The organism is Pseudomonas sp. NPDC087697 (genome assembly GCF_044743155.1).
Classification (GTDB): Bacteria; Pseudomonadota; Gammaproteobacteria; order Pseudomonadales; family Pseudomonadaceae; genus Aquipseudomonas.
In genome coordinates this window covers 26,574-45,315 of the sequence record NZ_JBIUVW010000050.1, presented here as the reverse complement: position 1 = coordinate 45,315, position 18,742 = coordinate 26,574, and the positions used below count along the sequence as shown (strand labels likewise).

The window sequence follows — 18,742 nt, the reverse complement described above, 5'->3', positions numbered from 1 at the left end:
CATAACCCCGGAGTGCAGGCCTACACATGTGGCACGGATAATATTATTCAGCGTTCGTTGTTTAATCATTGCTTGGGCCGCTTCAGAGCAAATTTCGAACTGGTATCAACAAAGGCTGGCGATAATAGCAGACCAGACCTTTGCTGAACACCAATCACCTTCATAGCCCTGATACATTCCATCAATCGGCCTGACGACGCAGGAATGCCGGGATGTCCAGGTAGTCCAGATCGTCTTGTGGATTCATCTTCGCGGCAGTCGCAGCACCGGCCTGAGCCTGGTTGCGCATGACGGTCGGACGGTCCAGGTCACGGTAGTTCACCGCAGGCTGTTCCTGACGAGCGGGTGCCGGTTGCGACTGAGAAGCCATGGAGGTGTGAACGGTATTGTCGATAACCTTCACAGGCTTCTCGATTTTTGCGCCCAGACCCGTGGCTACCACGGTCACGTGCAGCTCGTCGCGCATGTCCGGATCGATAACGGTACCGACCTTGACCATGGCGTGCTCGGAAGCGAACGCTTCGATGATGCTACCCACGTCGGAGTACTCACCCAAGGATAGGTCAGGACCGGCGGTGATGTTCACCAAAATACCGCGTGCACCTTGCAGGTTCACGTCTTCGAGCAGCGGGTTGCGGATTGCCGCTTCGGTCGCTTCACGTGCACGGTTCGGACCGCTGGCGCAGCCAGTGCCCATCATCGCCATGCCCATTTCGCTCATCACGGTACGCACGTCGGCGAAGTCGACGTTGATCATGCCTGGACGCTTGATGATGTCGGAGATACCGCGAACGGCACCGGCCAGAACGTCGTCAGCCTTGGCGAAAGCCGACAGCAGGCTGGCGTCTTTACCGAGGATGGTCAGCAACTTCTCGTTGGGAATGGTGATCAACGAGTCGACGCTTTCAGACAGCAGACGGATGCCTTCGTCGGCGATCTGCATGCGCTTGCGACCTTCGAACGGGAACGGACGAGTCACCACCGCAACGGTGAGGATCCCCATTTCCTTGGCCACTTCGGCAATGATCGGCGCAGCACCGGTACCGGTACCGCCGCCCATGCCCGTGGTGATGAACACCATGTTGGTGCCTTGCAGCACTTCGGCGATGCGCTCGCGGTCTTCCAGAGCGGCCTGACGACCGACCTCAGGGTTCGCGCCAGCACCCAGACCTTTGGTCACGCCGGTGCCCAGTTGCAGGATGGTCCGCGCGCCGATGCTTTTCAGCGCTTGGGCATCAGTGTTGGCGCAGATGAACTCAACGCCTTCAATGTTGCTCTTGACCATGTGATTGACAGCGTTGCCGCCGCCACCGCCAACACCGATAACTTTAATAACCGGGCTTGCGGGGATGTTGTCTACGAGTTCGAACATTTTCCCTCTCCTTACATTCTCTAGTTTTTTCGCCTACTGCGCCTACTGCTTTTTACTTGTTGCTTGCCGCTTGAAGCTTGTTGCTGCTGTATTACGGTAAATCTTTAAAAATTGCCCTGGACCCAGCTTTTGATGCGATCGATCAACGGGCTCTTGGCCTCGTCATTGTTGTAGCTATCGCGACTGCTGCTGATCCCGGAGAAGGAAATGCCATCGGACTGCTTTTGCAGGCCATACATCAGCAAACCAACACCGGTGGAATAAATCGGGTTGCGCACTACGTCGTCCAGGCCTCTGACGCCATGCGGCACGCCCAGGCGAACCGGCATGTGGAAAATCTCTTCGGCCAACTCGACCGCGCCTTCCATCTTCGAGGTACCGCCGGTCAGCACGATGCCGGCCGGGATCAGGTCTTCGTAGCCGCTGCGACGCAGCTCGGCCTGGATCAGTGTGAACAGCTCGTCGTAACGCGGCTCGACCACTTCGGCCAAAGCCTGACGGGACAGCTCGCGCGGCGGACGGTCACCGACACTTGGGACCTTGATGGTTTCACCAGCGCCGGCCAGTTTGGCCAGGGCGCAGGCGTAACGAATCTTGATTTCTTCGGCGTACTGGGTCGGAGTGCGCAACGCCATGGCGATGTCGTTGGTCACCTGATCACCGGCAATCGGGATCACCGCGGTATGGCGAATCGCGCCTTCGGTGAAGATCGCGATGTCGGTGGTACCACCACCGATGTCCACCAGGCACACGCCCAGCTCTTTCTCGTCATCGGTCAGCACCGAGTACGCGGAAGCGAGCTGCTCGAGAATGATGTCGTCGATCTCCAGACCGCAACGACGCACGCATTTTTCAATGTTCTGTGCCGCGTTCACCGCGCAGGTAACCACGTGGACCTTGGCTTCCAGACGTACGCCGGACATGCCCAGAGGCTCACGCACGCCTTCCTGGTTATCGATCACGTAATCCTGCGGCAGCGTGTGCAGAACTCGCTGATCCGCCGGAATGGCCACGGCCTGGGCAGCATCGAGCACGCGCTCAAGGTCGGCCGAGCTGACTTCGCGATCACGAATCGCCACGATGCCGTGGGAGTTCAGGCTGCGAATGTGATTGCCGGCCACGCCGACGAACGCCGAGTGAATCCGGCAACCGGCCATCAGTTGCGCTTCTTCGATCGCACGCTGAATGGACTGCACGGTGGATTCGATATTCACCACCACGCCCTTCTTCAGGCCGCGGGACGGGTGAGTACCGATCCCGACGATTTCCAGTTGGCCATCGGCCGCGACCTCGCCTACCAGCGCCACCACCTTGGAGGTACCGATATCCAGACCGACGATCATTTTGCCGCTTTGCACGTTTGCCATGGTCCTGCCTCTTCTCAATTCTTCGCGACGGCGGGTTGGGCCGCCGTGGGCGCTACAGGTTCCCGCCAGCCGACGGCCAGGCCGTTGGCATAACGCAGGTCGATGCGCGCAATGTTCGTAATCTGTTCTTTAAGCGTCTTGTCGTAGATGGCAATGAAGCGGCGCATCTTTTCTACCAGGTGATCGCGACCCAGCAACAGCTCGATCCCAGGGCCCGCGCTACCCGCGCCAGTGGTCAGAAACCAGCTGCCGCGTTCACGCAATTCCAGCCGGGCAATCGAGAAGCCCAATGGCCGTAACATCTGGCTCAACACCTGATACTGCTGCATCACTTGCTGCTGAGCCCGCTGTGGGCCGAACAGCTGTGGCAAATGTTCGTAGTTGGCCAATTCACGTGGCGTAAATGCCTGGCCCTGGTTGTTCAACAGTGCTTCGTCGCCCCAACGGGCCACGGGCAGTTGTTCTTCCAGACGAATCACCACCTGGTCAGGCCAGACGCGACGCACTTCGGCGTGTGCAATCCATGGCATCTGTTCCAGCTCGGTACGCATGCTCGCCAGGTCAATGGTGAAGAAGCTCGCCGCCACGTACGGGGCGATCCGCTGCTGCACCGCTTGCTGGCTTATGTAACTCAAATCGCCCTGCACGTTGATCTTGGTGATCGGCCGGTCGGCGTACGGCAGCAAACGCTGTGCACCGACGTAAGTACCGAACCCCAAAGCGACCAACAGCACGGGCCAGAACAAGGCTTTGAGAAAACCAAAATTGGCTTTCGGCAGGCGCACCGACATCGGCTCTTTGGCCACCATTCGGCTGGCACCCCGCGGTACCGGCTTGCGGCCGGGTGCGGATGGCTGATGACGTAGCTGGGCGCCTTGCATGGACTTAACCTCGCGGCTCTTTGTTACTGGCAGCGTTACCGACAACACTTGCCGCCAGGATCGCCAACACCAACTGTTGGAAATCCAGGCCGGCAGCGCGTGCGGCCATTGGGACCAGACTGTGATCGGTCATGCCCGGTGCGGTGTTGACTTCCAGGAACCAGAACTGCCCATCGGCGTCCTGCATCACGTCAGCCCGTCCCCAACCGGCGATACCCAGCGCCTCACAGGCTTTTGCCGTGAGGTCCATGAGCTCTTGTTCTTTGGCGCTATCGAGGCCGCACGGGATCCGGTACTGGGTATCGGAAGCCAGGTACTTGGCGTCGTAGTCATAGAAAGTGTGTGGCGTGCCCAGAGCGATCGGTGGCAACACCTGATCACGCAGGGTGGCGATGGTGAACTCCGGACCTTGAATCCATTGCTCGACCAACACTTGCGAATCGTAGGTACTGGCCGCTTTCCAGGCTTCGATCAATTCAGCTGCCGAAGTCACTTTGGCCATACCGATACTTGAACCTTCATGCGCCGGTTTGACGATCAAAGGGAAGCCCAGTTCCGTCGCCGCCAAAATACAGTCGGTTTCGTTGCTCAGTACCGCGTGACGTGGCGTCGGAATACCCAGGCTGTGCCAGACCTGTTTGGTCCGCAGCTTGTCCATGGCCAGCGCAGAAGCAAGGATGCCGCTGCCTGTGTACGGAATCCCTGCGCATTCGAGCAGGCCCTGCATGCTGCCGTCTTCACCGCCACGACCGTGGAGAATGATAAAGGCGCGATCGATTTTTTCGTTCAGCAGGCGCTGCAGGAAATCGTCGCCGACGTCGATACCGAACGCATCCACGCCGGCACTTTGCAGCGCTTCAAGCACCGCATTACCGGATTTCAGCGAGACCTCACGTTCGGCGCTTTTGCCACCGAACAGCACAGCAACGCGGCCGAAGTCTTTCGGGGCGATTGTCGAGAACAGGTTGGCGTAGGCAGCAGTCATTTCAACTTCCCCTCGCTAGGAGCGACAACGGCACCCGCGAACAAAGGACTATTCAACAGTTTCGGTGCAAGACCGCCGATATCACCGGCGCCCTGGCACAGCAGGATGTCGCCGGCACGCAGCAGCGGTTTGACCAGCGGCGCGAGGTCGACACCGCGCTCGATGTAGATCGGGTCGAGCTGACCGCGCTGGCGAATGCTGTTGCACAGCTTGCGACTATCGGCACCCGGAATCGGTTCTTCGCCGGCTGGATAGACTTCCATCAGCAACAGGACGTTGGCGTCAGCCAGTACATTGACGAAATCGTCGTACAGGTCGCGGGTGCGGCTGTAACGGTGCGGCTGGTAAACCATCACCAGACGGCGATCTGGCCAGCCACCGCGCACGGCTTTGATCACGGCAGCGACTTCGGTCGGGTGGTGACCGTAATCGTCCACCAACATCACGTGGCCGCCTTCGACCGGCAGCTCGCCGTAGACCTGGAAGCGTCGGCCAACACCCTGGAAGCCCGACAGCCCTTGAACGATGGCTTCATCGCTGACGCCCTCGTCGGTCGCGATGCAGATAGTCGCCAGGGAATTCAGTACGTTGTGGTTGCCCGGCATGTTCACCGAGACATCCAGCGGTTCACGATCAGGACGCAGCACGGTGAAGAAGGTCTGCATGCCTTGCTGGCGAACATTGATGGCGCGCACGTCGGCGTCTTCGCTGAAGCCGTAGGTCATGGTCGGACGTTTGACCAGCGGCAGGATTTCACGCACCACCGGGTCGTCCAGGCACATCACCGCCAGACCGTAGAACGGCAGGTTGTGGAGGAATTCGACGAAGGTTTTCTTCAGTTTGTTGAAGTCACCGTCGTAGGTCGCCATATGATCGGCGTCGATGTTGGTGACCACGGCCACCAGCGGCTGCAAGTGCAGGAAACTGGCGTCGCTTTCGTCGGCTTCGGCGATCAGGTAACGGCTGGTACCCAGCTGGGCATTGGTGCCCGCTGCATTCAGACGGCCACCGATAACGAAGGTCGGATCCAGACCACCGGCCGCAAACACCGAAGCGATCAGGCTGGTGGTGGTGGTTTTGCCGTGAGTACCGGCGACGGCGATGCCGTGGCGGTAGCGCATCAGCTCGGCGAGCATTTCAGCACGCGGCACCACTGGAATACGACGTTCCAGAGCCGTCGCGACTTCCGGGTTGGAAGTGTTCACGGCGCTCGACACCACCAGTACATCGGCGCTCGCGCTGTTCTCGGCGCGGTGGCCGATAAAGATCTGTGCGCCGAACGATTCGAGACGCTCGGTCACAGGCGACGCTTTCAGGTCGGAACCGGACACTTGATAGCCCAGGTTCAGCAGTACTTCGGCAATCCCGCACATGCCCACACCGCCGATTCCGACGAAGTGAATGCGACGGATACGGCGCATCTCCGGTTGCGGCATGGCTTTCTGATTCTCAACCATGAACCACCTCCAGACAGATATCGACTACGTTGCGGGTTGCATCAGGTTTGGCCAGGCGACGAGCGGCGCCAGCCATGTCGTTGAGTCGTTGCGGTTGCATCAAAACCTCTGTCAGGCGTGCAGCGAGATCCGCTGCGCCAGTCGTTCTTTGCGGCATCAGGAAGGCAGCGCCTTCACGAGCCAAATATTCGGCATTGCGGGTCTGGTGATCGTCGATCGCGTGGGGCAAAGGCACCAGCATCGAGGGCAGACCGGCAGCAGCCAGCTCACTGACAGTCAGCGCGCCTGCGCGACAGACCACCAGGTCGGCCCAGCCATAGGCTTGGGCCATGTCTTTGATGAAAGGCTGCACTTGCGCCTCGACACCGGCAGTGCGATAGCGCTCGGCAGTCACTTCATCGTGGTTTTTACCGGCCTGATGAAACACTTCCGGGCGCAGTTCAGCAGGAACCAGCGACAGGGCTTCAGGCAGCAATTTGTTCAACGGTTCTGCGCCAAGGCTTCCGCCCAGGATCAGCAAACGCGCTTTGCGTCCGGCCAGGGCTGAACGCGGTGTATCGAGGAACAACTCGGTGCGCACCGGGTTACCGGTAGTGCGCCGGCTGCCACTGGCAGCAAAGGTGTCCGGGAAAGCTTCGCAGACTCGCGCGGCCAACGGCACCAGCAACCGATTGGCGGTACCGGCAACGGCGTTCTGCTCATGAACGATGACGGGCACACCGGCCAATTTGGCCGCTACACCGCCGGGGCCGGTGACATATCCGCCAAAGCCCAGTACGCAGACCGGTTTCAGCTGACGGATGACGGCACGTGCCTGCCAGATCGCCTTGAGCAATACAAAAGGCGCCTTGAGCAACGACAGCTTGCTCTTGCCACGCAGGCCGCTGACGTTGATCAGGTGCAACGGCAGACCCGCCGCCGGAACCAATTCGTTTTCGATCCCGCGTGGCGTCCCGAGCCAGTGCACGGTGTAACCGCGTGCCTGAAACTCGCGAGCGCAAGCCAGCGCCGGGAACACGTGGCCGCCGGTGCCGCCCGCCATGATCAGCACGTTAGCGCCCATGGGTCGGCTCCTCAGCGAAGTCGCTCTCACTGAACTCCATCTCTTCGCTGCCCAAGTGGGTTCGACTCTCCCATTCAATACGCAACAGCAAGCCAAGACAGGCGCAGCAGATCACCAACGAACTGCCGCCATAACTGAGGAACGGCAAGGTCAGACCCTTGGTCGGCAGCAGGCCGACGTTCACCCCGATGTTGATCAGGAACTGACCAATCCACAGGAACGACAGGCCGTAGGCGACGTAAGCGGCGAAGAATTGTTTGGCCTTTTCTGCCCACAAACCGATGTACATGCCACGAATACAGACAAAGACGAACAGTGCGACCGTGCACAAGGAACCCACGGCACCCAGCTCTTCGGCCAGGACCGAGAACACGAAGTCAGTGTGGGCTTCCGGCAGGTAGAACTGTTTCTGCACGCTGTTGCCCAGGCCAACGCCCAGCCATTCGCCGCGACCGAAGGCGATCAATGCTTGAGACAACTGATAGCCGGCGCCGAACTGGTCGGCCCATGGATCCGCAAAGTTGGTCAGGCGCGCCATTCGATACGGTTGCACTTGAATCAACAACACCACCGCCCCGACAGCCAGGACAACCATCAAGGAAAAACGGAACAGCCCGACCCCGCCCAGGAACAGCATCGCCGCAGCCGCCGCCATCATCACGACGGTGGCACCGAAGTCCGGCTCCATCAGCAGCAGACCGGCCATTGGCAGCAACACGATGAACGGCTTGAAGAAGCCCATCCAGCTCTCGCGAACTTCTTTCTGCCGACGCACCAGATAACCGGCGAGGTAGATCACCACGAACACCTTGGCAATCTCGGAGGGCTGGACGTTGAAGAAACTGAAACCGATCCAGCGCATCGAACCGTTCACTTCGCGGCCGATCCCCGGGACGATCACCATCACCAGCAAACCGAACGCGCCGATCAGCATCAGCCAGCCCAGGCGTTGCCAGGTAGCGATCGGGATCATCATGGTGACGATGCAGGCACCCAAGCCGAGCACGACGTAAATCAGGTGACGAATCATGTAATACAGGGCACTGCCCGACTGCACCGCCGCCACTTCGGTCGATGCCGAGGCGATCATGACCAGCCCCAGGCCGAGCAACGCCAGGCAACCCGCGAGCATCGGGAAGTCGAGGTCGATACCGCGCCCGGTGATGATCGGCGACGGATACGGCTTGATGATGTTTCTCAAGCTCATGCCAAGTCCTCCACGGCCTGAGCGAACAGATGCCCGCGCTCTTCGTAGTTCTTGAACATGTCGAAACTGGCGCACGCCGGCGACAACAGCACGGCATCGCCTGGCTGGGCGATAGCGCGGCATTGCTCGACGGCTTCGATCAGCGAATTGACCCGAATCAGTGGCACGGCATCGCCGATGGCCTGGCCAATCAGCTCGGAATCACGGCCCATCAACACCACTGCGCGGCAGTTGGCCGCGACCGGATCACGCAAATCCTTGAACTCGGCACCTTTGCCGTCGCCACCGGCAATCAGCACCAGTTTGCCTTCGATGTCCGCGCCCAGGCCTTCGATAGCGGCCAGAGCGGCGCCAACGTTGGTGGCTTTGGAATCGTTGTAATAACTCACGCCATCCAGGTCACGGACCCACTGGCAGCGATGCTCAAGCCCGGCGAAGGTGCGCAGGCTCGACAGCATGGCGTCGAACGGCAGGCCAACGGCGTGCCCCAGGGCCAAGGCCGCAAGAGCGTTGGACTGGTTATGCGCGCCACGAATTTTCAGTTCACGCACTGGCATCAGGTTCTGGAATTCAAAGGCCAGATACTTCTCGCCATTCTCCTCGCGCAGACCAAAGGCCTTGAAATCAGGTTTGCTCAGACCAAAGGTCCAGCATGGCAGGCCCTCGCCCATCAACGGACGGCTCAGCGCATCCTGACGATTGACCACCACTTGCTTCGCGCCACGGAAAATCCGGTGTTTGGCCAGGTGATACGCCGGCAGGCCGCTGTAACGGTCCATATGGTCTTCGCTGACGTTCAGCACGGTGGCCACTTCGGCGCCCAGATGGTCGGTGGTTTCCAGCTGGAAGCTCGAGAGTTCCATCACGTACAGCTCGACGTCGTCGCTCAGCAGGTCGAGTGCCGGAGTACCGAGGTTGCCGCCCACCGCCACGCGCTTGCCGGCCGCTGCCGCCATTTCGCCGACCAGGGTGGTCACGGTGCTTTTCGCATTGGAGCCGCTGATGGCAACAATCGGTGCCTTCGCGTTACGCGCGAACAGCTCGATGTCACCCGACAGCTTCACGCCACGGGCCGCGGCCGCTTGCAGGGCCGGAGTCGCCAAGGCCAGGCCCGGGCTCACGTAGAGCTCGTCGGCACGGCAAAGGAATTCAACATCCAGCTCGCCACAACGCACTTCCACGTGCGGATAGTCACGGCGTAGCGTGACCAGTTCCGGTGGATTTTCCCGCGTATCGGCGACAGCGAACGACACGCCCCGGTTCGCCAGGAAGCGAACCAGGGACATGCCGCTCTTGCCGAGGCCGACAACGATGCGGAAGTGGTCAGAAGCGATCAGAGACACTCGTTCTACCTCAGCTTCAGGGTGGCAAGGCCGACCAGTACGAGAATGACGGTGATGATCCAGAAACGGACGATCACGCGTGGCTCGGGCCAGCCCTTGAGTTCAAAGTGGTGGTGAATCGGTGCCATGCGGAACACGCGGCGGCCGGTCAGCTTGAAAGAGGCAACCTGAATGACCACCGACAGGGTTTCCATCACGAACACACCGCCCATGATGAACAGGACGATTTCCTGACGAACGATCACAGCGATGGTGCCCAGAGCCGCGCCCAGCGCCAGTGCGCCGACGTCGCCCATGAACACTTGAGCCGGATAAGTGTTGAACCAGAGGAAACCCAGGCCGGCACCGATCAGTGCGCCGCAGAACACGATCAACTCACCTGCGCCCGGGACATAAGGGATCAGCAGGTATTCGGCGAATTTCACGTTACCCGACAGGTAGCAGAAGATCCCCAGTGCGCCGCCAACCATCACGGTTGGCATGATCGCCAGGCCGTCGAGGCCGTCGGTCAGGTTGACCGCGTTGCTGGAGCCGACAATCACGAAGTAGGTCAGGACGATGAAGCCCGCGCCCAGCGGAATGCTGTAGTCCTTGAGCATCGGCAGGATCAGGGTGGTTTCCACCGGCGACGTTGCGGTCATATAAAGAAAGATCGCCGCACCGAGGCCGAACACCGACTGCCAGAAGTATTTCCAGCGGCTCGGCAAGCCACGGGAGTTCTTCTCGATCACTTTGCGGTAATCGTCGACCCAGCCCACGGCACCGAACAGCAGGGTAACCAGCAACACGACCCAGACATAACGGTTGTGCAGGTCAGCCCAGAGCAAGGTGCTGACGCCGATGGCGGTCAGAATCAGCGCGCCGCCCATGGTCGGAGTACCCGATTTTGAGAGGTGCGATTGCGGGCCGTCATTGCGAACCGACTGACCGATCTGGCGGTTCTGCAAGGTGCGGATCATCCATGGACCCAGGCACAGCGACAACGACAACGCGGTCAGCACACCGAGAATCCCGCGCAGGGTCAGGTACTGAAAGACCGCGAAGCCTTTGTAGAACTGTTGCAGATACTCCGCTAACAACAGCAGCATTAATGTTTCTCCCCGCTCGAACCGCACAAAGCCGCAACGACGTTTTCCATCGCAGCGCTGCGCGAGCCCTTGATCAAAATAGTGGTGTTTGTATCGTGTTCGGCGCCCAGCGCCGCGATCAGATCAGCCTGATTGGCAAAGTGACGAGCCTGCTCACCGAAGGCTGCGACGGCATGCGCCATCATCGGGCCAACGGCGTAAAGCGCGGAGACCTTGCCGCTGGCATACGCGCCAACGTCGCGGTGCCCCTGCTCCGCCCACTTACCCAACTCGCCAATATCTCCGAGCACCAGAACGGTGCGGCCGGAAAAGCCGGCGAGTATATCAACGGCGGCGCACATCGAGGTGGGGTTCGCGTTGTAAGAATCATCAATTACGCGCATGCCGTTGGTCGCCAGTTGCGCGACGGCACGGCCCTTGACCGGTTGCACCGCATTCAGTCCCGTGGCGATACCGAAGAGCGACACGCCCAAGGCATGGGCAGCCGCCGCGGCGGCCAGGGCGTTGGCAACGTTGTGGTTGCCGAGCAGGTTCAGCTGAACGTGCTCGACACCTTGCGGGCTGTGCAGCTTGAAGGACGGGCAACCGCGTGCATCACGGTCCAGATCGCTGGCGTGGAAATCGGCACGGCTGTCGTTCAGGGCAAAGCTCAGCACCTGGCGACCGGCGACACGCTTCTTCCAGATATCAAAAGCCTTGTCGTCGAGGTTCAGAACGGCGACGCCATCGGCGTCCAGCCCTTCCAGAATCTCGCCCTTGGCTTCAACGATTTTTTCCGGCCCGCCGAATTCACCGACGTGAGCGGTCCCGGCATTGTTGATCACGGCCACATGCGGTTTGGTCATGCCGACGGTGTAGGCAATCTCGCCGATCCGCGAAGCACCGAGTTCGATCACGGCCGCGGTGTGTTCCTGGGCCAGTTCGAGCAAGGTCAGCGGAACGCCGAGGTCATTGTTCAGGTTGCCACGGGTCGCCAGTACCGGCCCGCGCGTACGCAGGATGCTCGCGAGCATCTCCTTGACCGTGGTTTTGCCGCTGGAGCCGGTAATCGCCGCGACCGGGTTCGAATACGCCGCACGGTTCAGCGCGCCAAGTTCGCCCAAGGCCTGACGGGTGTCCTTGACCAGCAGTTGCGGCAATGTGGCGTTTGCCACTTCACGCTCGACCAGGGCTGCGACCGCACCGTTGGCAGCAACGTCGTTCAGGTAGTCATGACCATCGAAACGTGGCCCGGTCAGGGCAACAAACAACTGGCCCGGCTTGATCGCCCGGCTGTCGATGCTGACGCCATCGAAGCTGCTATCGGCAGCCAGCAGACGGCCGGCCAATGGACCCGCCACTTCGCTCAGTTTCAAAGCTTTAAGCATGGGCCACCTCCCACGCGGTCAAGGCACGGTCGGCCTCCACCAGATCGGAGAAGTCATGGCGTTCGCCATTGATTTCCTGATAGTCCTCGTGACCTTTACCGGCCAGAACAATCACGTCATCCGCGCTGGCGCTGGCGATCAACTGGGCAATCGCCTGGTCACGGCCGGCGACGAAACGGACGTTATCCACAGCCGTGAAACCGGCGCGGATGTCGTCGAAAATCTGTGCAGGGTCTTCACTGCGCGGGTTGTCATCGGTGACCAGCACGCCGTCCGCCAGACGCTCGACCACTTCGGCCATCAGCGGACGCTTGCCGCGATCGCGATCACCGCCGCAACCGAACAGGCAGAGTAATTTGCCCTTGGCGTGCGGACGCAGAGCCATCAACACTTTTTCCAGCGCATCCGGGGTGTGGGCGTAGTCGACCACCACCAGCGGCTGAGTGCCGCCGCCCAGGCGCTGCATGCGACCGGCCGGGCCTTCGAGTTTTGGCAGCACACGGAGGATTTCATCCAGCGCGTAATCCAGACCGAGCAAGGCACCGACAGCGGCCAACACGTTGCTCAGATTGAAACGACCGAGCAAGGCACTGCGCAAATGGTGTTCACCCTGCGGCGTCACCAACGTAGCGCGCACGCCTTCATCATCGAAATGCGCTTCACGGCAATACAGATAAGCGCTGGAATCTTCGAGACTGTAGGTGATCAGGCGCGACTCACGTTTTTCAGCAGCCAGTTGCCGACCGAATTCGTCGTCGAGATTGATTACCCGGCACTTCAGATCGTTCCAGTCGAACAGCTTGGCCTTGGCCTCGCCGTAGGCTTGCATCGTCCCGTGATAATCCAGGTGATCGCGCGACAGGTTGGTCATCACCGCCACATCGAACGCCAGTGCGGTGACGCGCCCCTGGTCCAGACCGTGGGAGGACACTTCCATGGCCACGGCTTTGGCGCCGGCCTTTTTCAGGTCGGCCAGGGTCGCCTGTACGGCAATCGGGTTCGGGGTGGTGTGCAGGCCACTTTCCAGTGCGCCGTAAAAACCGCTGCCCAGGGTGCCAACGATGCCGCAATGCTGACCCAGCAGATCCAGCGCCTGTGCGACCAGTTGGGTCACGCTGGTTTTACCGTTGGTGCCGGTCACGCCAATCAGGTTCAGGTTGCGGCTCGGGTCGCCATAAAAACGCCCGGCGATGTCTGATAGCTGCGCAGCCAGGCCCTTGACCGGAATCAGCGGTACTTCGGTAATCGGCAGGACGGTCGCGCCTTCAACTTCATAAGCGACAGCTGCGGCACCGCGCTGCAAGGCGTCGGCAATGTGTGCACGACCATCGAACTTGCCGCCAGGGACGGCCAGGAACAGGTCGCCTGCCCGAACATTGCGGCTGTCCAGGGTCAGTTCGCGAATCAACAGATCACGGCCAGCGTGGGCGAAAATCTTGTTCAGGCTAAGAGACATCAGCCGCGCCCTCCATTGGTTTTAACAGGGGTGACCGGAGCAGCGTTAGCTTGCTGAGTGGTCGGCAGGTTGTCCGGCGTAACGTTCATCAGACGCAGGGTTCCGGACATCACTTTGCTGAACACCGGCGCCGAAACCAGACCACCGAAGTAGCCGGCCTTGCTCGGTTCGTCGATGACTACAACGATGGCGTAACGCGGATCGCTCATCGGACCAAAACCTGCGAACAGCGAGCGGTAGGAATTCTCGGCATAGCCTTTGGTGCCCACCGACGTTTTACGGGCAGTACCAGACTTGCCAGCGACGTGATAGGCCGGCACTTGCGCACGGAATACACCGCGCGGGGCTTCGATCACTTGCTGCAACATGCCCTGCATGGTTTTCGCCACGGCTTCCGGAATCACTTGGGTGGTTTGCGCTGCCTTGTCGGTCTTGATCAGGGTCAGCGGCGCAATACGGCCGTTGTTGGCCAGCGCCGAGAAGGCGTGGACCAGTTGAATCGCGGTCACCGAAATGCCATAGCCGTACGACAGCGTGGCCGTCTCGGCTTTGCGCCATTCGCGATAATTCGGCAGGTTGCCGACACGCTCGCCCGGGAAGCCCAGGCCTGTGTCCTGGCCGAGACCGACTTTCTGCGCCAGGCGGAAAATGGTTTCGCCGCCGATATCGAAGGCGACCTTACTCATGCCGACGTTACTGGAGTTGATCAGAATACCGGTCAGGTCGAGCACCGGGCCTTCGGTCTTCGATACGTCCTTGATGGTGTACTTGCCAATCTGCAAGGAGCCCGGGTACACCTCGACGGTGTCGCTCGGTTTCCAGCGCCCGGTTTCCAGCGCGGCGCTCATGGAGATCGCTTTCATGGTCGAACCCGGTTCGAACACGTCGATCATCGCGCGGTTACGCATCATCGCCGGTTGCAGGTAGCGACGGTTGTTCGGGTTGTAGGTCGGCTGGTTGACCATGGCGAGGATCTCGCCGGTCTTGACGTCCATGATCACCAGACTGCCGGCCTTGGCGCCGTTCTCGATGATCGCGTTGCGCAGCTCGCGGTTGGCCAGGTACTGCAGACGCAGGTCAATCGACAACGCCAAGGGCTTGCCGGCCTTGGCGTTTTTGGTCACTTGAACGTCTTTGATCAGTCTGCCGCGCCGGTCCTTGATGACCTGACGTTTGCCGGCGACACCGGCCAGCCATTCGTCGTACGCCAGCTCTACGCCTTCGCGCCCGTGGTCATCAATGTCGGTAAAGCCGACCATGTGCGCAGTGACTTCACCGGCCGGGTAGAAACGCCGGAATTCTTCGATGCCATAAACGCCCGGCACTTTCAGATCAAGCACAACCTGGCCCTGCTCGGGGGTCAGCCCGCGCACCAGATAGATGAATTCTTTATTGGCCTGGGCTTCGAGTCGCTCGGTCAGGGCTTTAGGGTCTTGACCCAGCGCAGCCGCCAGTGCCGGCCACTTCTCCTTGGCCAGTTGCATTTCCTTGGCATTGGCCCACAGGGTGGTGACCGGGGTACTCACGGCCAACGGCTCGCCGTTGCGGTCGGTGATCAAACCACGGTGAGCCGGAATCGGGATGTGTCGAACACTGCGCGCGTCGCCCTGACCAATCAGGAAGTCACGGTCGATCACTTGCAGGTCGATAATGCGCCAGGCGATGGCCGCCACCATGACGCCCAGCAAGCCGAGCACCACACGAAACCGCCACGGGAAGAGCGCCCCTTCGAGTTTCATCATGGCGCCACCATCCGTACTTCAGCGGCGCCGGGAATGCGCATCTTCAGTTGTTCGGTGGCCAATACTTCGATGCGGCTGTGGGCGGTCCAGGTGCTCTGCTCGAGAATCAACCGGCCCCACTCTGCCTGCGCCTTGTCGCGCACACTCAACTCGTTGAACAGCGAGTTCAGCAGCTGACGGTTCCAGTGGGCGCTATAGGAAACCCCGATCGCGGAGACCAATACGGCGAGAAATAGCAGCAGCATGAAAAAGCTTCCGCCTGGAAGTGGCTTGGCGAAGAGCTTGCTCACCGAAGTTTCTCCGCCACACGCATGACGGCGCTACGGGAACGAGGGTTGGCTTTGAGTTCGGCTTCGCCGGCGAACTGCGGTTTGCCATGAATTTTGATTTTCGGCACAAAGGCTTCGAAACGTACCGGCAGGTTGCGCGGCAGGTTATCGGTTTCACCCTTGACCAGTTTGCGCATGAACTGTTTGACGATGCGGTCTTCCAGCGAGTGGAAACTGATCACCACCAGACGGCCGCCCACTTCGAGGGCTTCCAGCGCGGCTTCGAGACCCGTTTCAAGATCGCCCAACTCGTTGTTGACGTGAATTCTCAGGCCCTGGAACGCACGGGTCGCCGGGTTCTTGCCCTTTTCCCAGGCAGGATTGGCCACTTTCAGGACTTCAGCCAGATCGCCAGTGCGCTCGAAGGGCTTGATGTCGCGGCGCTCGGCCACGGCACGGGCCATACGACCGGAGAAACGCTCTTCGCCGTATTCCTTGAACACGCGGGCAATTTCTTCGACGGGTGCGGTGTTGACGAACTCTGCCGCACTGATCCCGCGAGACGGGTCCATGCGCATGTCCAGCGGACCATCATTGAGGAAACTGAAGCCACGCTCCGGGTCGTCGAGCTGTGGCGAAGATACGCCCAGGTCGAGCAGAACGCCGCTGACCTTGCCGGCCAGACCGCGCTCGGCAACTTCCGAACCGAACTCGGCAAAGCTGCGCTGCACAACGACAAAGCGGCCGTCTTCGGCCGCTAGCGTTTGCCCGGTGGCAATCGCCTGAGGATCTTTATCGAACCCCAGCAACCGACCATCGGGACCGAGCTGGCTGAGAATCAGACGGCTATGCCCGCCGCGCCCGAACGTGCCATCCAGATAGCAGCCATCAGGGCGTACGGCGAGAGCCTCAACGGCTTCGTCAAGCAGTACGGTGATGTGGTTAAAGCCGCTATCAATAGTCACAGGATCAAATCACGCAGTTCATCAGGCATGGCGCCCGGTTGTTGAATAGCAGCCAGGTCAGCAGCAGAAACTGCATCCCAGGCATCCTCGTCCCACAATTGGAACTTGTTCAGTTGGCCTACCAGCATCGCGCGCTTATCCAGCTTGGCGTATTCGCGCAGACGCGGTGGAACCAGAAAACGACCACTGCTATCGAGCTCGAGGTCGACGGCATTACCAATCAGCAAACGTTGCAAACGGCGGTTCTCTTCGCGAAGCGAAGGCAGTGCGCGCAGTTTGGTTTCAATCAGCTCCCACTCATCAAGTGGGTAAACACACAAACAAGGATCAACGGCATCAATTGTGACAATTAATTGCCCGGAACTTCGCGAAACGAGCTCGTCACGATACCGGCTCGGCATGGCGAGACGGCCTTTTGCATCGAGACTGATAGCGTTAGCTCCGCGAAACACGTCAGCGTTTCTCCAAATTTTAGCGTTTTACGCTTAAAAAACCCACTTCATGCCACTTTCCGCCACTTGCGCACACTATAGGAATGCGCCCACCACACCGTCAAGGCGCGGATTGAAGGAAAACCCTTACAGATCGGAGATTTAGCGCTGTAAAAGAAGGGGTTACGAGTATTTGGCGGATGATTTAGCTCAATAACTTGAAGCAGCACTGAAGGCTACGTTCAGAAGTTAAAGTGATTTGTTAAGAGTAAGATTTTTTCGGTATTACAAATGCGCTTCTGCTATTGATTCAAGCAGGGAGGGTAATCACTACTGTATCGGAGCCTCTGCAGGGGGGCAGCAGATGGCCAATCAGTATTACCACGTCCTTCCGCCAAAGATTCAAGCCGAAGGAACAAAAAGGTGGAGAGTCGATCTATAAGCCGGGTTCTGTCTTGAACAGTCATTCGTCTACGATGGCCATCACTGGACATCTTTAGCAACCTACCCGGTCCCAGCGCGGGCCACGCCTTGGGACCCTATTTGGTCTTGCTCCAAGTGGGGATTACCTAGCCACGAACTGTTGCCAGTCGTGCGGTGCGCTCTTACCGCACCTTTTCACCCTTACCGGCACCGAAGTGCTTAGGCGGTTATTTTCTGTGGCACTTTCCGTAGGCTCACGCCTCCCAGGCATTACCTGGCACTTCGCCCTATGGAGCCCGGACTTTCCTCCCCCCCCTAATTTTCATAGAGGGCAGCGACTGTCCAATCGACTCTCCGCCGCAAAGGTTAACGGCAGAGAGCCCGAAGAACAAGCGATAAAAGCCTTTTGCCGCCCCGCAACCCGCGTTCTTACTCGCCTTTCTGTTTATCCAGGGCGACTTGATAGAGAACATTCTTGCGCTCACCGGTAATTTGCGCCGCCAGAGCCGCGGCACGCTTGAGTGGCATTTCTTCGAGTAGCAGATTGAGAATACGCATCGCCTCGCTACTCACCGCCTCCTCACTCTCCGGCGCCGACCAGCCCGCCACCAACACCACGCACTCGCCGCGCTGCTGATTGCTATCGTTTTCAACGAATGCCCGCAGCTCGGCCAACGGCAGTCCCTTGAGCGTTTCAAAGGTTTTGGTCAGCTCGCGAGCGAGCAAGGCCGGACGCTCTGCTCCGAACACCAACTCCATATCCTGCAAGCATTCAAGAATCCGGTGCGGCGCTTCGTAAAAGATCAGTGTGCGCGGCTCTTCTTTTATGGACTCCAGGCGCGCACGTCGACCCACAACCTTGGCCGGCAAAAAGCCTTCGAAGATGAACCGGTCTGACGGCAACCCCGCCGCAGACAACGCAGCAATCAGCGCGCAAGCACCGGGAACCGGCACTACATTGATACCTGCCGCCCGCGCCTGACGCACCAGGTGATAACCCGGGTCAGAGATCAGCGGCGTACCCGCGTCGGAGATCAGCGCGACATTGTCACCGGCCAGCAAGCGCGTGATAAAGCGACTGCCTTCATCGCGTTCGTTGTGCTCATGACACGCCGCCAGAGGCGTGGCGATCCCGAAATGCTGGAGCAACCGCAAGGAGTGACGAGTGTCTTCAGCAGCGATCAACGCCACCTCACGCAAGATTTTCAGCGCACGCGCGCTGATGTCGTCCAGGTTGCCGATGGGCGTCGCCACCACATAAAGCGAGCCAGCAGCGGAATTCAAAGCACCTGGAGCAGTCAAAGCGCACACCTCATGATCGGTAAA

Annotated in this window: 16 protein-coding genes and 1 other RNA gene; all 17 read right to left on the bottom strand. The window is 59.8% G+C overall.

Annotated features, from left to right (window positions below):
- Nucleotides 1-181: 181 nt before the first annotated feature.
- Complete coding sequence (ftsZ, locus tag ACIPIN_RS25470) at nt 182-1,372, bottom strand: cell division protein FtsZ (protein ID WP_123425034.1); 1,191 nt, start codon at nt 1,370-1,372, stop codon at nt 182-184.
- 104 nt (nt 1,373-1,476) lie between these two features.
- Nucleotides 1,477-2,739: a cell division protein FtsA gene (gene ftsA / locus ACIPIN_RS25465; protein WP_019693553.1), complete on the bottom strand. Its 1,263-nt coding sequence runs from the start codon at nt 2,737-2,739 to the stop codon at nt 1,477-1,479.
- Between the two features lie 14 nt (nt 2,740-2,753).
- The gene (locus tag ACIPIN_RS25460; protein ID WP_401123559.1) at nt 2,754-3,620 is read right to left on the bottom strand and encodes a cell division protein FtsQ/DivIB; all 867 of its coding nucleotides are present in this window, start codon (nt 3,618-3,620) and stop codon (nt 2,754-2,756) included.
- 4 nt (nt 3,621-3,624) lie between these two features.
- The gene (locus tag ACIPIN_RS25455; RefSeq protein ID WP_401123556.1) at nt 3,625-4,605 is read right to left on the bottom strand and encodes a D-alanine--D-alanine ligase; all 981 of its coding nucleotides are present in this window, start codon (nt 4,603-4,605) and stop codon (nt 3,625-3,627) included.
- Nucleotides 4,602-6,062 carry a UDP-N-acetylmuramate--L-alanine ligase gene (gene murC, locus ACIPIN_RS25450; protein WP_401123554.1) on the bottom strand — a complete coding sequence of 487 codons (1,461 nt, stop codon included), beginning with the start codon at nt 6,060-6,062 and terminating at the stop codon, nt 4,602-4,604. Before murC ends, ACIPIN_RS25455 begins: the two co-directional genes overlap by 4 nt.
- Nucleotides 6,055-7,125 carry an undecaprenyldiphospho-muramoylpentapeptide beta-N-acetylglucosaminyltransferase gene (gene murG, locus ACIPIN_RS25445; protein ID WP_401123551.1) on the bottom strand — a complete coding sequence of 357 codons (1,071 nt, stop codon included), beginning with the start codon at nt 7,123-7,125 and terminating at the stop codon, nt 6,055-6,057. Before murG ends, murC begins: the two co-directional genes overlap by 8 nt.
- Entirely contained in the window at nt 7,115-8,332 is a 1,218-nt protein-coding gene (ftsW, locus tag ACIPIN_RS25440; RefSeq protein WP_123425029.1) for a putative lipid II flippase FtsW, read from the bottom strand. The genes murG and ftsW overlap by 11 nt, the downstream gene beginning before the upstream one ends.
- Nucleotides 8,329-9,675: a UDP-N-acetylmuramoyl-L-alanine--D-glutamate ligase gene (gene murD / locus ACIPIN_RS25435; protein WP_401123548.1), complete on the bottom strand. Its 1,347-nt coding sequence runs from the start codon at nt 9,673-9,675 to the stop codon at nt 8,329-8,331. The genes ftsW and murD overlap by 4 nt, the downstream gene beginning before the upstream one ends.
- Nucleotides 9,676-9,680: 5 nt before the next feature.
- Nucleotides 9,681-10,763 carry a phospho-N-acetylmuramoyl-pentapeptide-transferase gene (gene mraY / locus ACIPIN_RS25430; protein ID WP_071553419.1) on the bottom strand — a complete coding sequence of 361 codons (1,083 nt, stop codon included), beginning with the start codon at nt 10,761-10,763 and terminating at the stop codon, nt 9,681-9,683.
- On the bottom strand, nt 10,763-12,130 hold the full coding sequence (gene murF / locus ACIPIN_RS25425; RefSeq protein WP_401123545.1) for a UDP-N-acetylmuramoyl-tripeptide--D-alanyl-D-alanine ligase: 1,368 nt from the start codon (nt 12,128-12,130) through the stop codon (nt 10,763-10,765). Before murF ends, mraY begins: the two co-directional genes overlap by 1 nt.
- Nucleotides 12,123-13,586, bottom strand: a complete 1,464-nt coding sequence (locus ACIPIN_RS25420; RefSeq protein ID WP_401123543.1) for a UDP-N-acetylmuramoyl-L-alanyl-D-glutamate--2,6-diaminopimelate ligase — start codon at nt 13,584-13,586, stop codon at nt 12,123-12,125. The genes murF and ACIPIN_RS25420 overlap by 8 nt, the downstream gene beginning before the upstream one ends.
- A complete protein-coding gene (locus ACIPIN_RS25415; RefSeq protein ID WP_401123564.1) occupies nt 13,586-15,325 on the bottom strand; it encodes a peptidoglycan D,D-transpeptidase FtsI family protein in 1,740 nt (579 codons plus the stop codon). The genes ACIPIN_RS25420 and ACIPIN_RS25415 overlap by 1 nt, the downstream gene beginning before the upstream one ends.
- Nucleotides 15,325-15,618, bottom strand: a complete 294-nt coding sequence (gene ftsL / locus ACIPIN_RS25410) for a cell division protein FtsL (RefSeq protein WP_401123541.1) — start codon at nt 15,616-15,618, stop codon at nt 15,325-15,327. Before ftsL ends, ACIPIN_RS25415 begins: the two co-directional genes overlap by 1 nt.
- Nucleotides 15,615-16,562 carry a 16S rRNA (cytosine(1402)-N(4))-methyltransferase RsmH gene (rsmH, locus tag ACIPIN_RS25405; protein WP_401123540.1) on the bottom strand — a complete coding sequence of 316 codons (948 nt, stop codon included), beginning with the start codon at nt 16,560-16,562 and terminating at the stop codon, nt 15,615-15,617. The genes ftsL and rsmH overlap by 4 nt, the downstream gene beginning before the upstream one ends.
- On the bottom strand, nt 16,559-17,014 hold the full coding sequence (gene mraZ, locus ACIPIN_RS25400) for a division/cell wall cluster transcriptional repressor MraZ (protein ID WP_071553412.1): 456 nt from the start codon (nt 17,012-17,014) through the stop codon (nt 16,559-16,561). The genes rsmH and mraZ overlap by 4 nt, the downstream gene beginning before the upstream one ends.
- A 402-nt stretch (nt 17,015-17,416) precedes the next feature.
- Nucleotides 17,417-17,770: RNase P RNA component class A (gene rnpB / locus ACIPIN_RS25395), an RNA gene on the bottom strand.
- A gap of 75 nt (nt 17,771-17,845) precedes the next feature.
- Nucleotides 17,846-18,718 carry a 16S rRNA (cytidine(1402)-2'-O)-methyltransferase gene (gene rsmI / locus ACIPIN_RS25390; protein ID WP_401123536.1) on the bottom strand — a complete coding sequence of 291 codons (873 nt, stop codon included), beginning with the start codon at nt 18,716-18,718 and terminating at the stop codon, nt 17,846-17,848.
- Between the last annotated feature and the right edge of the window lie 24 nt (nt 18,719-18,742).

What these genes read in the sequence shown, in the direction of transcription:
- ftsZ (WP_123425034.1), bottom strand. Translation starts at nt 1,372, where the DNA reads ATGTTCGAACTCGTAGACAACATCCCCGCAAGCCCGGTTATTAAAGTT.
- ftsA (WP_019693553.1), bottom strand. Translation starts at nt 2,739, where the DNA reads ATGGCAAACGTGCAAAGCGGCAAAATGATCGTCGGTCTGGATATCGGT.
- ACIPIN_RS25460 (WP_401123559.1), bottom strand. Translation starts at nt 3,620, where the DNA reads ATGCAAGGCGCCCAGCTACGTCATCAGCCATCCGCACCCGGCCGCAAG.
- ACIPIN_RS25455 (WP_401123556.1), bottom strand. Translation starts at nt 4,605, where the DNA reads ATGACTGCTGCCTACGCCAACCTGTTCTCGACAATCGCCCCGAAAGAC.
- murC (WP_401123554.1), bottom strand. Translation starts at nt 6,062, where the DNA reads ATGGTTGAGAATCAGAAAGCCATGCCGCAACCGGAGATGCGCCGTATC.
- murG (WP_401123551.1), bottom strand. Translation starts at nt 7,125, where the DNA reads ATGGGCGCTAACGTGCTGATCATGGCGGGCGGCACCGGCGGCCACGTG.
- ftsW (WP_123425029.1), bottom strand. Translation starts at nt 8,332, where the DNA reads ATGAGCTTGAGAAACATCATCAAGCCGTATCCGTCGCCGATCATCACC.
- mraY (WP_071553419.1), bottom strand. Translation starts at nt 10,763, where the DNA reads ATGCTGCTGTTGTTAGCGGAGTATCTGCAACAGTTCTACAAAGGCTTC.
- murF (WP_401123545.1), bottom strand. Translation starts at nt 12,130, where the DNA reads ATGCTTAAAGCTTTGAAACTGAGCGAAGTGGCGGGTCCATTGGCCGGC.
- ACIPIN_RS25420 (WP_401123543.1), bottom strand. Translation starts at nt 13,586, where the DNA reads ATGTCTCTTAGCCTGAACAAGATTTTCGCCCACGCTGGCCGTGATCTG.
- ACIPIN_RS25415 (WP_401123564.1), bottom strand. Translation starts at nt 15,325, where the DNA reads ATGAAACTCGAAGGGGCGCTCTTCCCGTGGCGGTTTCGTGTGGTGCTC.